Source organism: Phytohabitans aurantiacus (assembly GCF_027923225.1).
Classification (GTDB): Bacteria; Actinomycetota; Actinomycetes; order Mycobacteriales; family Micromonosporaceae; genus Phytohabitans; species Phytohabitans aurantiacus.
This window is the reverse complement of the sequence record NZ_BSDI01000075.1, coordinates 1-14,400: the sequence shown is the minus strand read 5'-3', so window position 1 is coordinate 14,400 and position 14,400 is coordinate 1. Positions and strand designations below refer to the sequence as shown.

The 14,400-nt window shown below is 70.9% G+C and carries 14 protein-coding genes and 1 other RNA gene; 3 read left to right on the top strand and 12 right to left on the bottom strand.

All coding sequences use genetic code 11. The features are described 5' to 3' along the window. Positions 1–34: 34 nt before the first annotated feature. The 10 genes from npdG to QMG73_RS41330 form a co-directional block, all read right to left on the bottom strand. A complete protein-coding gene (npdG, locus tag QMG73_RS41375; protein ID WP_281904910.1) occupies positions 35–727 on the bottom strand; it encodes an NADPH-dependent F420 reductase in 693 nt (230 codons plus the stop codon). 42 nt (positions 728–769) lie between these two features. Beyond that, the gene (locus tag QMG73_RS41370; protein WP_281904907.1) at positions 770–2,188 is read right to left on the bottom strand and encodes an RNB domain-containing ribonuclease; all 1,419 of its coding nucleotides are present in this window, start codon (positions 2,186–2,188) and stop codon (positions 770–772) included. A gap of 34 nt (positions 2,189–2,222) precedes the next feature. Then, positions 2,223–2,972, bottom strand: coding sequence for a hypothetical protein (locus tag QMG73_RS41365; protein WP_281904904.1), 750 nt, complete (start codon positions 2,970–2,972; stop codon positions 2,223–2,225). A gap of 72 nt (positions 2,973–3,044) precedes the next feature. Continuing rightward, the gene (locus QMG73_RS41360; protein WP_281904903.1) at positions 3,045–3,248 is read right to left on the bottom strand and encodes a hypothetical protein; all 204 of its coding nucleotides are present in this window, start codon (positions 3,246–3,248) and stop codon (positions 3,045–3,047) included. Positions 3,249–3,528: 280 nt separating this feature from the next. After that, an RNA gene (gene rnpB / locus QMG73_RS41355) (RNase P RNA component class A) lies at positions 3,529–3,931 on the bottom strand. 40 nt (positions 3,932–3,971) lie between these two features. Continuing rightward, a complete protein-coding gene (locus tag QMG73_RS41350; protein ID WP_281904901.1) occupies positions 3,972–5,081 on the bottom strand; it encodes a bifunctional RNase H/acid phosphatase in 1,110 nt (369 codons plus the stop codon). Further along, positions 5,078–5,818: a zinc ribbon domain-containing protein gene (locus tag QMG73_RS41345; protein ID WP_281904900.1), complete on the bottom strand. Its 741-nt coding sequence runs from the start codon at positions 5,816–5,818 to the stop codon at positions 5,078–5,080. Before QMG73_RS41345 ends, QMG73_RS41350 begins: the two co-directional genes overlap by 4 nt. After that, on the bottom strand, positions 5,815–6,618 hold the full coding sequence (locus QMG73_RS41340) for a Nif3-like dinuclear metal center hexameric protein (protein WP_281905041.1): 804 nt from the start codon (positions 6,616–6,618) through the stop codon (positions 5,815–5,817). The genes QMG73_RS41345 and QMG73_RS41340 overlap by 4 nt, the downstream gene beginning before the upstream one ends. 68 nt (positions 6,619–6,686) lie before the next feature. Further along, on the bottom strand, positions 6,687–7,253 hold the full coding sequence (locus QMG73_RS41335; protein ID WP_281904898.1) for a flavoprotein: 567 nt from the start codon (positions 7,251–7,253) through the stop codon (positions 6,687–6,689). A gap of 4 nt (positions 7,254–7,257) precedes the next feature. Next, positions 7,258–8,490 (bottom strand): helix-turn-helix domain-containing protein, encoded by a 1,233-nt coding sequence (locus tag QMG73_RS41330; RefSeq protein WP_281904896.1) that lies wholly within the window; start codon positions 8,488–8,490, stop codon positions 7,258–7,260. Positions 8,491–8,836: 346 nt separating this feature from the next. On the opposite strand from QMG73_RS41330, the gene QMG73_RS41325 reads away from it, so the two are divergent. Beyond that, a complete protein-coding gene (locus tag QMG73_RS41325; protein ID WP_281905039.1) occupies positions 8,837–9,448 on the top strand; it encodes a bifunctional DNA primase/polymerase in 612 nt (203 codons plus the stop codon). Between the two features lie 271 nt (positions 9,449–9,719). Here QMG73_RS41325 and QMG73_RS41320 read toward each other — a convergent pair whose 3' ends face one another. Beyond that, positions 9,720–10,925, bottom strand: a complete 1,206-nt coding sequence (locus tag QMG73_RS41320) for a DUF1501 domain-containing protein (RefSeq protein ID WP_281904895.1) — start codon at positions 10,923–10,925, stop codon at positions 9,720–9,722. A gap of 3 nt (positions 10,926–10,928) precedes the next feature. Further along, the gene (locus QMG73_RS41315; RefSeq protein ID WP_281904894.1) at positions 10,929–12,923 is read right to left on the bottom strand and encodes a DUF1800 domain-containing protein; all 1,995 of its coding nucleotides are present in this window, start codon (positions 12,921–12,923) and stop codon (positions 10,929–10,931) included. A gap of 334 nt (positions 12,924–13,257) precedes the next feature. Here QMG73_RS41315 and QMG73_RS41310 point away from each other — a divergent pair, with 334 nt between their 5' ends. Together QMG73_RS41310 and QMG73_RS41305 are read left to right on the top strand one after the other, a co-directional pair. After that, on the top strand, positions 13,258–13,512 hold the full coding sequence (locus tag QMG73_RS41310) for a DUF3040 domain-containing protein (RefSeq protein ID WP_281904893.1): 255 nt from the start codon (positions 13,258–13,260) through the stop codon (positions 13,510–13,512). Further along, positions 13,509–13,958 carry a DUF6098 family protein gene (locus tag QMG73_RS41305; protein WP_281904892.1) on the top strand — a complete coding sequence of 150 codons (450 nt, stop codon included), beginning with the start codon at positions 13,509–13,511 and terminating at the stop codon, positions 13,956–13,958. The genes QMG73_RS41310 and QMG73_RS41305 overlap by 4 nt, the downstream gene beginning before the upstream one ends. The last annotated feature ends 442 nt before the right edge of the window (positions 13,959–14,400 follow it).

The window sequence follows — 14,400 nt, the reverse complement described above, 5'->3', positions numbered from 1 at the left end:
TGGAACATTTCACACTCGTTACGCACCCCGGTGGTTAGAGGTCGGTTACGCGGATGCCGGCGTGTGCCTTGTACCGCTTGTTGATGGCGATCAGGTTGGCCGTGAATGCCTCGATCTGGTGCGCGTTACGCAGCCGCCCCGCGTAGATGCCGCGCATGCCCGGGATCCGTCCCGCCAGCGCCGCCACCGTCGCGATCGCCTCCCGGTCTTCACCGCAGATCAGCACGTCGAGGTCCATCCGCTCGACCTCGGGGTCGGCCAGCAGCGGCGCGCTCACGTGGTGGAAGGCGCCGCAGACGGTCGACTCGGGCAGCAGCGCCGCGCACTGCTGTACCGCACTGCCCTCGGGGACCGGCAGCGCGTACGGGCCCTGCTTGTCGAAGCCCAGCGGGTTGACGCAGTCGACGACGAGCTTGCCGGCGAGCGGCTCGCGCAGCGCCGCCACGGTGGCCGCGTGGCCGTCCCACGGCACCGCGATCACGACGATGTCGGACCGGCGAGCGGCGTCGTCGTTGGCGGCGCCACTCGGCTCGGCGGTCACACCGGGCAGGGCTCCGATCTCGGCCGCCGCCTGTGCGGCGCGCTCGGCCGACCGGCTGCCGATGACCACGGGGTGCCCGGCGCGCGCGAACCGGTACGCCAGCCCGCGCCCCTGGTCGCCGGTGCCGCCAATGATGCCGACGGTGCGGCCGGACACGTCGGGTAGGGCGCTCGCGTCAAATCCCATGCTCAGATCCTGCCACCGTCGCGCCGCCCGTTGATATGAGGTTCATCCCGATCGCGTGAAGAGGACCCGGCGCTGCGCCGGGTCGGCGGTGACCAGCCGCACCCGGATCCGCTCGCCCAGCGGCAGGTCGCCCTCGCAGCGCGCCCGCACGGGCGGCTCGTCGAGCGCGATCAGGCCCCCGGGCACCTTCTTCGGCCGGTCGTCAACGTCGAGGACCGCGGCGTCGAACTCGTCACCGACCCGGCCCGCGAGCAGCACCGCCTCGGTGAGGTCGACCGCGCCGCGCTCGGCCGCCGACGCGGCTCGGTCAGTGCCGGACATCACCTCGGGCAGCCGGGGCAGCGCCGCACGCGCCCAGTCAGGCACCTCCACGCCGCCGTACAGCGCGAGGCACACCTCGGTCGCGTACCGGTCGGCCAGGCGCCGCAGCGGGGCGGTGACGTGTGCGTACGGGGCCGCGACCGCGCCGTGCCCGGGGTCGTCGGGTGCCTTGCCGTCGAAGGCCGTGTACCCGGCGCCCCGCATAAGCTCGGCGGCGTGGTCGAGGAAGGCTGCGGCGCGCGCGTCAGCGGGGTCGACGGAGGCGACCACTCGGCCGGCCGGCTGGCCGTCGGGCCATTCGATGCCGAGCGCCGGCGCGGCGGCGCGCAGCCGGCCCACCGCCTCGGACCGCGGGGCGGGCATCGTGCGCAGCAGGCCCACGCCACCGGTCAGCATGATGCTCGCGGCCGCCATCCCGGTCAGCAACGAGATCTGCGCGTTGTACTCCTCGACCGCGTGCGGTGCCCGCAGGACGAGCCGCCAGCCGTCGCCGTCGGGCTCGACGTCCTGCTCGGGCAGCGGAAGGCTGATGGCGCCGCGCTCCAGCCCGCGCTCGAAGAGAAGAGCGCCGAGGGCGGGCAGCGCGGCGATGGGTTCAGCGAGCCGCCCCGCGTCGGCATCAGCCTGTACGCCCGCGTAGTCGAGCTTGGCGCGGCTGCGCACCTTGGCTCGTTCGAGCTGTATGGCCACAGTGGAACCGTCGGCGTCGACGTCGACGGTCCACACCACGGCCGCGCGGTCGACGCCGGGCAGCAGGCTCACGGCGTCTTCGCTCAGGGAGTACGGGTGCAGCGGCACCTTGCCGTCCGGCAGGTACACCGTCTGCCCGCGGCGCCAGGTCTCGGTGTCGAGCGCGCCGCCCGGCCGCACGTACGCGGCCACGTCGGCTATCGCGTAATGCACCCGGTATCCGCCGCCGGCGCGCTCCCGCAGGCACATCGCCTGATCGAGGTCGCGCGAGGTTGGCGGGTCGATGGTGACGAAAGGAATGTCGGTGCGGTCGACAGCCGGCAGTGCGGTCGCCGCCGCCGACTCGTCGGCTTCCCGCTGCGCCGCGAGGGGAAACTGTTCGGGCAGTTCCAACTCGCGGCGCAGCGCACCGAAGTCGATGCTGGGCGCCAGGATGCGTCGAGTGGCCACGGGGCCATTCATATCAGCCTGGCGCCCCTTTCAATCAGCGGGCGGCGGACTTACGCGCCGGCGCCTTGCGGGCCGGTGCCTTCTTCGCCGTCGTCTTTGCCGCAGCGGTCTTCTTCGCGGCGGTCGTCTTCTTGACCGCGGCCTTCTTGGCGGGTGCCTTCTTGGCCACCGTCGACTTCGCCGCCGCCTTCTTGGCGGGCGCCTTCGTCGCCGCGGTCTTCTTCGCCGCCGCCGGACGCGTCGACTTCGTCGTCGCCTTGGCGGTCGTCTTCTTCGCCGCGGTGGTCTTGGTCGCGGCCGCCGTCTTCTTGGCCGCCGTCTTCTTCGCCACGGTCGACTTTGCCGCAGTCGACTTCGCGGCGGTCGTGCGCTTGGCGGTCGTGGACTTCGCCGTCGTCGCCTTGGCCGCAGTCGCGCGCTTCGCTGTAGAGGGGCGCGTCGACCCCGCCGTTGCCCGAGAGGCCGCCTTGGCGGGTGCCTTCTTCGCGGCGGTGCGGGAAGCCGGAGCCGTCTTCTTGGCGGCTGCCTTCTTGGCGGGTGCCTTCTTGGCCGTGGTGGTGGCCTTGCTGGCGGTGGCCCGCTTCGCGGGCGCCTTCTTCGCGGCGGCCTTGCTCGTGACGGTCTTCCGCGCGGTGGTCTTCGTCGCCGCCACCGTGCTCTTCGGCGCGGCGTCGGTCTCGCTGGGTGCTGGTACGGCAGCCGGTGCTTCGACCGCCGGGGTGGTGCTCTTGGCAGCCGCGCGTTTCGCGGCCGATGTGCTAGTGGCCTTCTTCGCTACGGCCATCTCGGTCTCCTCCTTGCGATGTGCGATACCCGCCCAGCTGAATCTGCTGGCGCGGCGGCGGTTCACGCCGAATCAGTTCTCTTCTCCGGCCCAGCGAGCGTCTTCGGCTTCCCAGTCCTCATTGCGCTCGCGTACACGTTCCAGTCCGCGCTCGGCTTCTTCCGCCGACGCGTACGGACCCAATTGGTACTTGCTCGGGCACGAGTTCGAGTCGTCCTCGACGCGGTGATGGCGCAGGCACCAGAAGTACCGGCCACCACTCCCGCTGTTGCTCATGAGATCACTGTGCACCGCGAAACGAACAAGCGCCACCTTTTCAGCAGAAAAAATGGCACCGCCTCCACAATAGACCGCGCAGGTCGAGAAGGGTACGACGCGACAAGAAGACCTTCGGTCGGGTGAAAGGCCTTATTCGATAAGGGATTTACAGCGGTAAGCGAACAGAGGTACGGATGGCGACGGCATACCGATCGTCCAGAAGAATTTTCCGTCACAGACCACCCGCAAGGCGTACCCGATGGCGTCAGATCCACTGTGGTTGGCGAGTGCGAGGCGACGGACGAGTCGACCTGTACGCCGGATTCTGTTGCCAGCGACGGTGTCGCCGGCCGGCGGCCATCCATCTAGGCCTGCCGTTGCCAGCAGGCTCCAGCGGCCTACCCGCAGGCATCGGGCGGGCAGCCCTCGAACGCCTGCGCGAGCCACCGCCTCACGACGGCGGCTCTTCTTGGCCTTGCTCCGGGTGGGGTTTACCGAGCCGTCCCGGTCACCCGTGACGCTGGTGGGCTCTTACCCCGCCGTTTCACCCTTACCGAGCCGAAGCTCGGCGGTCTGTTTTCTGTGGCACTTTCCCGCGGGTCACCCCGGGTTGCCGTTAGCAACCACCCTGCCCTACGGAGTCCGGACGTTCCTCGGCGACGGGGCCTGAACCCCGCCGACGCGACCGCCCGGTCGACTCGTCCGTCGCACCCGCAATTCTACGCCGGTGCCCGCCGAACCTTAGAGGTGCCCTGTCTCATTGACGCTCCGCACTGCCACCCCGCCGTCGGCCCAGTTGTCGATGATGGACAGTCCGGCCGGATCGAGGTACAGGCGGTGCAGGAGAGCGTCGCCGGCGGCGAGCGCGTCGCGCAGGATGAGCTTCAGTGGCGACACGTGTGAGACAACGACGACGGTCTTCTCCGGATACGCCTTCAGGATCGTCGCCACCGCACGGCGTACGCGCGTGGCCACCGCTCTGAAGGACTCGCCGCCCGGTGGCGCCACGCTCGTCGAAGCGAGCCAAGCGTCCATCTCGTCCGGCCACTGTGTACGGACCTCGGCGAAGGTGCGCCCTTCCCACTCGCCGAAGTCGCACTCGACCAGATCGGGTTCTACGGCAAGCGGCACGTTACCGGCGAGCGCCGCGCTGATCGCCTCGCCCGTGCGGACGCAGCGCGTGAGTGGTGACGTGACGACAGCGGCGATCGGCGCGCCCAGGGCCGCCACGCGGGCTCCGGTGGCACGCGCCTGTGCGAGCCCCGCCTCCGACAGCGACACGTCGCCCCGGCCGGAGTACCGCCCCTGCGCGGTCAGCTCGGTCGCGCCGTGCCGCACCAGCAGAAGGCGCGTTGGCACGGTCGCGGGCGGCTCCCAGGAGGCGCGTGGCGCGCGCTCCACCTTCTCAGGCTTGTGAGCCGCCGTAGGCTTGTCAGCCGCGGCGTCCATCGCCTGGTTCGCGAGCGCGTCGGCGTGCTTGTTCCGCTCGCGGGGCACCCACGTGTACGAGACCTTCTCGAACCTGCGCACGAGCGCCGCCGCCTTCGCGGCGAGCGGACGCAGCCCGGCGTTCTTGATCTGCCAGCGCCCGGACATCTGCTCGACGACGAGCTTGGAGTCCATCCGCACCTCGACCTCGGCGGCGCCGAACTCGGCGGCCGCCTCCAGGCCGGCGATGAGGCCGGAGTACTCAGCGACGTTGTTGGTCGTGACGCCCAGCGCACCGGAACGCTCGGCCAGTACGTCGCTGGAGTCGGCGTCGCGGACGACCGCACCGAAGCCGGCGGGCCCGGGATTCCCCCGGGCGCCCCCGTCTGCTTCGACGACGACCCGTAGCCCGGATGGGCTCATAGACCGGACTCCGCGGTGCGGACCATGATGCGGCGGCACTCGTCGCACCGGACCACCTCGTCGGCGGGCGCCGCTTTGATACGTGCCCGCTCGCTGCCGGACAGCTCCAGCCGGCAACCGCCGCACCGGCCCGCCTTCAACAGTGCGGCGCCGAGGCCGCCGGACGCCTCACGTACCTTGTCGTACAGCGCGATGAGGTCGGCGGGCAGGTCCGACGCGAGCGGCTGCCGCGACGTCGACTTGAACTCCTCTTCCTTGGCGATGTCGGCGAGCGCCTGATCGCGGCGCGCCTCGGCCGCCTCACGCTTCTCGCGCGCCGTCGCCTGCCGGGCCTCGATCTCGTCGAGGGTCGCCTGTGCTGTCTCCCGCTGCTCCATGAACTCGAGCTCGGCGTCTTCCAGCTCGGTCTGCCGGCGCTTGAGCGAGGCCATCTCGTGCTGGAGCGCCTCCAACTCCCGAGCGGGGCCGCGGCCGGTGTCGAGCCGCGCCTGGTCCTTGTCTTTGCGGGCGCGCACCTGGTCGATGTCCTTCTCCAGTCGCGCGATGTCGCGGTCGATGTCGTCGACGGCGACCTGGGCGCGGGCCCGCTCGTCGGTCAGCGCGGAAAGCTGCCGTGCGAGCTCGTCCAGCTCCGCGTGCTCGGGCAGGGTGCGACGCTTGTGCGCGAGCTGGGCCAGCGTCGTGTCGATCGCCTGGAGGTCAAGCAGGCGCCGCTGGGCTTCCGGATCTGCCTTCACGGGCGGGGCTCCTTCAAGGATTGGTGCACGGTCCACGGGTCGGTGTCGACGTCGGACACGACGGTCTCGACGTCAAGGGTGGCGCGAAGGTATGCGGCCAGGTCGTCCAGCCACGGGCGTTCGGTGGCCCAGTGCGCCGCGTCCAGGAGCGCCGGGCCGCCGCCCGCGAGGTGCTCGCTGACCGGATGGTGGCGTAGGTCCGCTGTCAGGTACGCGTCGACGCCCGCCGCGGTTGCGTCAGCGAGGAAGGAGTCGCCGGCCCCGCCGCACACCGCCACGGTTTCGACGATCCGATCGGGTGGCCCCGCCGCGCGTACCCCCCAAGCGGTCGACGGCAGCGCCCTGGCCGCGGTGAGGGTGAGGTCGGCGAGCGTCACGGGCGCCGGCAGGCGACCGATCCGGCCGATCCCCCGGCCGTCGCCGCTGTCGTCCGCGGGCCGCAGCGGTCGTAGGTCGCGCAGGCCGAGCCGCGCGGCCAGGGCGTCGGACACGCCTGGGTCCGCGACGTCGGCGTTGGTGTGCGCGACGAAGAGCGCGACGTCGTTCTTGATGAGCCGGTGGATGATGCGCCCCTTGTACGTCGTCGGCGCCACCGACGACACCCCGCGCAGCAGCAGCGGATGGTGGGCGACGATCAGGTCGGCGCGCACATTCAGCGCTTCCTCGACGGTTTCGGGCACGCAGTCGACGACGCACAACACGCGACGGACGTGCGCGTCCGGCTCGCCGAGAACGAGCCCCACGCGGTCCCACGACTCCGCCCACGCCGGCGGATAACGCCGGTCAAGCTCGGCCACCACTTCGGCCACACTGGGTGGAGTTGTTGCCACGGCGGCGAGGCTACCAGCGGGCAACGCCTCGGCGTCGGTTACGCCTTTGGACTCGTCTGGTGGTCGGAACCCATCCGGGCGTGCAGCGCGTCGAGGGCGAGATGCCAAGGAAACGACGCCCGATGCTGCTCACCCGTGCCGGGCGGGTGCAGCGGCAGCACGTCGTCGCCGAAGAGCACGGTGATACCCCAGCCGCGCAGGCGCTCGATGCCCTCCCGGAAAGCCGGGTGTGCGCCCATCGCCCAGTTGGTGAACGGCATCGCGACGATCGGCAGCCCGCGCCCCTGCGCCTCGACCACGAGGCCGAGCGCGAGCGTGTCGGCGATGCCGGCGGCCCACTTGTTGATGGTGTTGACCGTGGCGGGCGCGACGATGATCGCGGTGGCGGGCGGCAGCACGTCGGGATCACCGGGGTTCTTGTAGAGCGTGCGCACCGGATGGCCGGTCTGAAGGGCGAGCGCGGGCACGTCGACGAACTTGCGCCCGTCGGGCGTGACGACCACGCACACGTCCCACCCGTCCCGCTGGGCGAGCGTGACCAGCCGGCCGATGTCGCGCGCGACCGGCGATCCGCACGCGATCAGGTAGAGGACGCCCCGACTCACCCGGTCATACTCCAACCCCCATGTGCTCTGCCAGCTCGGCGACAGGTACCGGTGGCGTGCCGCGGGTGCGGCGCAGGACGTCGGACAGGACCTCGCGGGCGATGGGGCGGCACCGGATCTCCGACGGGGCCAGCCGGTCGCCCTCGAGCAGCATCTCGCTCGCCTTCTCCACGTCGCCGATCTGCGCGTACCCGCGGGCGACGTCGATGTAGTGGTGGGCGCGGCGTTCGGGGAGCAGGGCCGCGAACGCGTCGCCGTCGATCTGCTGCTCGTGCGTCTCGACCGCGACCCGCCCGTCGCCGAGCTCGACGGCGGCGGCCACCCGGTGCAGCTGCACGTTGGTGGGGCCGAAGCAGGTCCAGAAGTGGTTCTGGTCGCTGCCCAGCTCGCGAGCCGCCTCTTCGGCGCCGTGCAGCAGGTCGCGGACGGTGGCCGTGTCGCCGATGCGCGCGGCGGCCATCGCGCCGTTGAGCAGCAGCATCCCGTACACCGACAGCCGCTCCGGTGTCGCCTCGGTGCTGTCGCAGGGCGCCAGCCGGTTGGCGAGGTTGACGTTGACCTCCAGCGCCGGGCGGGACCGGCCGAGGGCGAGCAGCGCCGCGCCGACCCGGTAGGTGGCGATGCCGGCCAGCAGATGGTCACCGGCCCGCTGGGACACCGCGATCGACCGGTCGGCCGCCAGCCAGGACAGCTCGTGCTCACCGAGCTTGCGCAGCGTCGACGAGGCGATCTGGTACACCTGCCCGAGCAGGTGCGCGGCGTCGCGGCCGTTCTCTCCGCAGCTGCCCGCCATGTCGGCGGCCTGGCCGTCGCGCAGCAGCTTCGGCAGCGCGCGGGCGAGCACCCCGTACTTCGCGTGCTGGTAAGTCAGCCAGGCGTGGCTGACCGCCTTGCGCATCTCGGTCAGCGGCGGCGCCTCGGGCGGGGCGAAGAAGAACGTGCTGATCTGGTCGTACCGTTCGAGAGCCGCGCGGATCTCCTCGACCTCGATCTGGTCTATGCAGTTGAGGCTGTCGGAGCGCCGTTCGGGCTCCTTACCGAGCAACAGCGTGACGTCGACCTGGAGCACGTCGGCGATCTCGTAGACGACTGAGAACTTGTCGAGGCGGCGTACCCCACGCTCCACCTTGTCGACCCAGCTCTTGGACTTACCCAGCCGGTCGGCGAAGACCTGCTGCGACATCTTCCGGCGGGCGCGCCAGTAAGCGACGCGGCGCCCGATAGGCAGCTCATCCACGTCCGCCCCTCCCCTTGCGTTCACCGGCAGTGGCCTACCGGTCGAGCGCTGCGGTCCCGGGTGACGGAGGCGGTCACCCGTTGGTGCTGGTCGCACTGTGTGTGCGCTGGCTCGCTGACCGTGGCTCGTACTTTTGATGCAAGTTGCAAAACGGCTCTCTGTCTGGAGCAACGACGCGTGTCGTAGCAAGTGACGGCGCCGGCCGTCTGATATGACGCCGGCCCCCGACGCGGGAGGTTTTATACCCATGCGGTGGAGTCCGCGACCGCCATTCGTCCACCCGTCCGCACCGCGGGCGCGGGGCCTGCAACTGACCCTCGACCGCACCCGTCTGCGCCGCGCCGCGATGCGCTACGCCGAACACGGCTGGGACGTGACGCCGGGTGCCTGTTTCGCGGGCGAGCGCTTCGACTGCGCCCGCCCTGGCTGCCCCACGATGGGCTGCCACCCCGCCCTGGAACGCTGGGAGGAGGACGCTTCCGCCGACTGCGTGCAGATCGCCGCCTGGTGGCGGCAGCAGCCGCACGCGGTGCTGCTGCCGACCGGCAGGGCGTTCGACGTGCTCGAGGTGTCGGCACACCTCGGCCTGCGTGTACTGGGTGCGGCTCGCCTGTACGCGGGCGTCGTAGGACCGGGACGCGGACAGGTGCGTGGTCCGGTCGCGGTGACGCCGACCGGGCGCTGGATGTTTCTGGTACGCCCAGGCGATCCGCTGCGTCCCGAGCTCGACGACAGCCTCGTGGTCGTGCGGCACGGGCCCGGATCGTGGATCCCGGCGCCACCGACCCGGCTCCCGGAGGGCCCGGTGCGCTGGTCGGTGTCTCCACAGGAGACATGCTGGCTGCTGCCCGACTCGTACGCGGTGCAGGGCATGCTGGTCGACGCGCTGCGCACCGCCACGGCGACGCGCCGACCGGGACTGCCCCGCCAGACCTCGACCTTGCGACGCGCCGCCTAGGCACGGCTTGATCGCGTACCAGCGACCGGCCGGCTCCGCGGTCGTTAAGGCTGGTAGCGCCGGACAGGCGCGAGCGGGGGTGCGCATGTTAGGTGTCAACGTAGTGGGACGCGCGTTCGGGGTCGAGACCCTGAACGGCGTATCCGCGCTGTCCCGGTGGGCCGGTACCCGCCCATCGGGATCACGGCCGGGCGGCTCGCGGCCCACCGGATCACGCCCCGCGGGCACGCTCCGCCCGCGCACGGGCCACGCCGTCTAGCCGAGCAGCTTCTTAGGCGAACAGCTTCATCGGGGAGTACTGGCGCTTCGGGAACACCTTGCGGATCTGGGCGTCGGTGAGTCCAAACTGGCTCTGCGCCACCGATCCGTACACGTTGAACAGGTTGTTGTACTCCGGCACGTCACCGCCGTCGAGCTGGCCAAGGCCGTCCCACCGGCCGAGCAGCGAGCCGGCGAGCTTGCGGCCCGACAGCAGCGCGACCACGCCGCCGTGACCGTGATCGGTGCCGCTGCCGTTCGCGGCCACGCGGCGCCCGAACTCGCTGGACACCATCACGGTGACCCCGCTCGCCTTGTCGCCGAGATCGGCGAAGAACGCGGCCAGGCCGTCGGCGAGATCGCTGAGCCGGCCGTGCAGGTACCCGCCGTCGGCCGTGCCCTGGTCCTCGTGGGTGTCCCAGCCGCCGCTGTTGATCGCCGCGATGCGGACGTTCGAGCCGCCCTTGATCAGCTCGGCCACCTGCCGGAACGCGACGCCGATCCCCTCGTAGGTCACGCCCGCCGCTGGCTCGGACGGCGCCGGCAGCGCGCCGAGCGCGCCGAACACCGCCTTCATCGACTGCTCCACGGGGTGGTTGATGTCGCCGAAGAGCCCCTCGATCGCCTTGACCGACGCGGCGGCGAACTTGGGATCGCCGTTGAGCTTCAGACCCTCCACGCTGCGCAGCGACAGGGCGCCGTTCGCACCGACCAGCGAGCGCGGCAGCGTGCCGCCGATGCCTACGCTGCGGAACGCGGTGCCCGGGCCGAGGTGGTCTGCCAGCCGGTCGAGCCAGCCCCGTCCACCGGTCTCGTTCGGCAGGCCGCCCAGGTTGCAGGCGTCGACGGCCTGGAAGTGGCTGCGCGACAGGCGGGTGTCGGACGCGCCGGGGATGAACGCCAGGTGCCCGTCCTTGAGGTACCGCTCCAGCGGCGCGAACGCGCTGGTGAGCTGGAACTCGCGGTCAAGGGCGAGGGCGGTGCGGTCGGTGAGGCGCAGGTTGGGGCGGGTCTTGCGCAGCACCGGGTCGTCCACCGGGGCGACCACGCTCAGCCCGTCGAGCCCGCCGCTCAGAAAAACGTGCACGAGCGTGCCGTTGGCGGTAGCGGCCGAAGCCGACCGCCCCGCCACGACCTGGCTCGTGGCGACCGCCGTCACCGTCGCGGCGGCACCCGTCAGCAGGGCACGGCGGCTGAACTCGGGATGGCGGGTACTCATGACCTACCTCAGGTGGTGTTGGGGCGAGGCGAGGATGGCGCGTGCGATGGGGACGATAGCGCCGTTCAGTGTCGGGTCGACCGGCGTGTCGGGGGTGAGGCCCGCGATGCCGAGGATGAGGACGCGCTCCCGGATGCTGATCGACTGGAAGACGAGCCGCTTCGTGAGCGCTTCCAGATAGGGACCCGCGGTGGCGGGCGTGGCGCCGGCGAGCTGCTCCGGTTTGACGTACGTGAACATCGACCGCCGGCCGACGATGGCGTCGCCCGCCTCGTTCCAGCAGTTCACAATGGACCCCGCCGACGTCCAGGCGACGAAGACGTCGGGATACCCACCGGGCGTCGGCGAGCCCATCGGGTACTGGCCAAGCTCCTCCAGCTTCTGCTGCAGCTGCCGGAGCCCGTCGACGAACGGCGTGCGCCCGCCGCTGTCCGGCCCCGGCTGGTACCCGGCCGGCGTCTCCGGCGACACCCCGAGCGCCCGGTAGGTGGCGACGACGTACTCCAGGGGCCGGCGCACCTTCTGCCCCACGGACGCCCAGAACTCCGACGAGCTCAGCAGCTCCATGAGGACCGGCTTGATCCGGCCCCGGTTGACCGTGTAGCTCTTCGCCAGCCGGTCCACAAGGGACTTCGGCGGCGTGTCGGAGACGAAGCGGGTGGCGAGGCTGGCCGCGATCGCCCGGGCGGTCGCCGGGTGGCTCGCCAGGAAGCGCAGGTACTCCTCCGCTGCGCGCTCGCCACCGGCGGCCGAACCGTTCGGGTGCGAGAACCCCATGATCTTCACGGGGCCGACGTGGTGGTCGCCCGACCGGTACGCGTACTGGTCGTCCTTGACGCCGTGGCCAGTCTGGAGCAGCGCCGCCTGCCGGACGTCATTTTCGGTGTATCCACCGTCGACGCCCACCGAGAACTGCTCCAGGTTCTCCCGGGCCAGGTTCTCGTTGACGCGGTCCTTCGTGGATGCGCTCTGCCCCAGGTACGTGAGCAGTGCCGGGTGCTGGTTGGCGGCCACCAGCATGTCCGGGTAGTTGTCGAGCGCGTACCGCCGGATCACGTCACGGTCGAACGACGCCCGCTGCACCTGCGAGCCCTCGTAGAACGCGGGCACGTGCAGGAAGTCGTTCCAGAAGGCGACCATGACCTCGAAGAGCTGCCGGTCCGACCAGATCTGCCGGGCGATGGTCGCCTGCACGGCCTGCTCGTCGGCCCGGATGCCCTTGGACTCCAGGTCGGCGCGCGCCGCCCGCAGTTGCGGGATCGTCATGCCCAGCGTGGTCAACTCGGCGAGCTTCTTCTCGGCCGGCGTCTCGGCGATCCGCTCCGGAGCGAGCTGGACCTCGATCCACTCGTCGATGCCGAGCTGGTTGATCTCGGCGATCACCTTCGGCGTCGGGCCGAACGTCAACCGGCTGGCGAGGTGCCGGGCCGGGTCATTGGACAGCACCGTGTCGACGGTGACCTTGGTGGCGTTCGCGGCGATCGCCGGGCTGGAGAACCTGCGGCCACCGGCGGGCGCGTTCTTCTTCAGCGCGTCGCCGGCCTTCGAGCCCATGTACGACTCGTTCTGCTCCGTGTAGGTACGCACGGTGCTCGGCTGCTGGCCCGACGGGCGGTCCGGCACGATGCCCGCACCGGTGCCGGCACCACCACCGGCGGTCTGGCTCCGTCCGAGTACCCAGTCGACCACCCGACCACCCTGCTGGGTGCGCGTGGCGGCGGTACCGGCGATCAGGGTCCCCAGCGCGAGCAGCGCGCTGCGCCGCCCCACCTTGCCCGGCGCGACCTCGCGCGGTGCACGGCGCGCGCGCTCCGGCTTGCGTTCGGGCTCCGCCCTGCGCGCCGGCTCGGATGGTGCCCGGTGACGCGGGGGCGGCGGCTGGTAGGGGCGGTAGTGGTGCGAGTGCGGCTTGCGGGTGGTGCTGTCGGCGGAGACGACCTGACTCTCCCACCGACCTTCCTCGTACGGTCGGTGGCGTGGCACATTCCGGTCAGCCATGTACCGTCCCGATTCTCTTCCCACTGCGGCGTACGGGACGGTAGTTAACCTTCCTCATCGGCTCAAGACGCCCACCGGGGGTCAGCTGTAACGCTTAAGCCAGCGCTGCACCCCCACACGCTCCGGCGGCTCCCGTGACGTAGCTGCGGAGCAGCACAAATCGGCCCGTACGACCCAACGTCGATGACGTTGTTACGGATGACTACCACAGGGAGATTTAAGGTTCGCCTAAGAGAGGCGCGAGGTAGACCCGCGCCGATATGGCACATGCCCCCGCATATCACGCGCGTACCCGGGGTATCCATGGCGCAACACCGGGTGGAAGGGCCGCGCCATGATCAGCGGAGAAGACCAGCGCCGGCTGGACGAGATCGCACGGAGCCTGCGTACGACCGACCCCGAGTTCGTCGCCCGGATGGGCCTCGGTGACGAACGGCGGCGGCGGTGGGGACCCACGCTGATCGCCGTCGCCGTCCTGCTCTGGGCCGCTGTGCCGGCCTTCGCGTACGCCGGCGGCTGGCTCGGGGCAAGCGTGTGCACGGTACTGGTCGCGGTCGCCGGCACACTGGCGATCAAGGGGAGCCGGTGAGCCTTCCGACCGTCGACACGCTCCGCGAGCTGGCTGAGCTCGTCGAGAAGGAAGACTCCGGCCTGTACGTCCGCTGGTCGAAGGGGCCTGACCCGGACCTGGCCGACCCGGGCGAGCAGACCAGCCGCGACGCGCTCACCGGCGTACCCCTGCCCGGCCTCTCCGCCAACCCGCTCACCGTCGAGCCCTGGTGGGGCGACCGGCCCGTACTTCTGTGGGTGGCGCGCCGCCTGTACGACTACCGGCACCTGCGAGAGTTACGCGGTCCCGGCGTACGGCCATGGGTGCTGATCGGCGAGGAGATCGGCCGCGGACCAGACAACGAGCCGCTGGTCCACTGCCGCCGCCCGATCGCCTGGATAGCCGAGCAAGCCTTGACCGAGTCCGAGCACTTAATCAACGCCCAACACTCCCCCGATTGGGGCCCCTTAGACCGAACCACCTAACCCCCACCCCTCCCGCTTGGCTGCGCCGCCGCTTCGCGCCACCCCACCCGCGTCGGCCGCGCGCCCGGCCGACGTTCCGCCGATCAAGGGCGAATGCACGTGGTTGGATCTCTTTTCCGCGTGCGTTCGCCCTTGATCGATGAACATTGCCTTGATCGGCGCGGCCGCAGGAGGCGGCGGACAGCACACCTCGGCCCCCGCAGGCCGCATGCCTTCCTGTACGCCTGATGGCGCTGTTCGCGCCGCGCGGCATGCTTCGAATCCCAACCGCTGGCCACCCTCGCAGCTCGGGCCGCCGGCCAGTGCGCCGGGCATTTCGAGCCCGAGATCTTGATGAGTTACGGCTCGTATGGCGAGCTCAACCGGTGGTTGCAACACCGAGTAGTTGGGCCATTTTGTCAGCTGGGTTGGCCCAGCCGAGGGTCATTCGGGGTCTTGTGTT

What these genes read in the sequence shown, in the direction of transcription:
- npdG (WP_281904910.1), bottom strand. Translation starts at nt 727, where the DNA reads ATGGGATTTGACGCGAGCGCCCTACCCGACGTGTCCGGCCGCACCGTC.
- QMG73_RS41365 (WP_281904904.1), bottom strand. Translation starts at nt 2,972, where the DNA reads ATGGCCGTAGCGAAGAAGGCCACTAGCACATCGGCCGCGAAACGCGCG.
- QMG73_RS41360 (WP_281904903.1), bottom strand. Translation starts at nt 3,248, where the DNA reads ATGAGCAACAGCGGGAGTGGTGGCCGGTACTTCTGGTGCCTGCGCCAT.
- QMG73_RS41350 (WP_281904901.1), bottom strand. Translation starts at nt 5,081, where the DNA reads ATGAGCCCATCCGGGCTACGGGTCGTCGTCGAAGCAGACGGGGGCGCC.
- QMG73_RS41325 (WP_281905039.1), top strand. Translation starts at nt 8,837, where the DNA reads ATGCGCTACGCCGAACACGGCTGGGACGTGACGCCGGGTGCCTGTTTC.
- QMG73_RS41320 (WP_281904895.1), bottom strand. Translation starts at nt 10,925, where the DNA reads ATGAGTACCCGCCATCCCGAGTTCAGCCGCCGTGCCCTGCTGACGGGT.
- QMG73_RS41315 (WP_281904894.1), bottom strand. Translation starts at nt 12,923, where the DNA reads ATGGCTGACCGGAATGTGCCACGCCACCGACCGTACGAGGAAGGTCGG.
- QMG73_RS41310 (WP_281904893.1), top strand. Translation starts at nt 13,258, where the DNA reads ATGATCAGCGGAGAAGACCAGCGCCGGCTGGACGAGATCGCACGGAGC.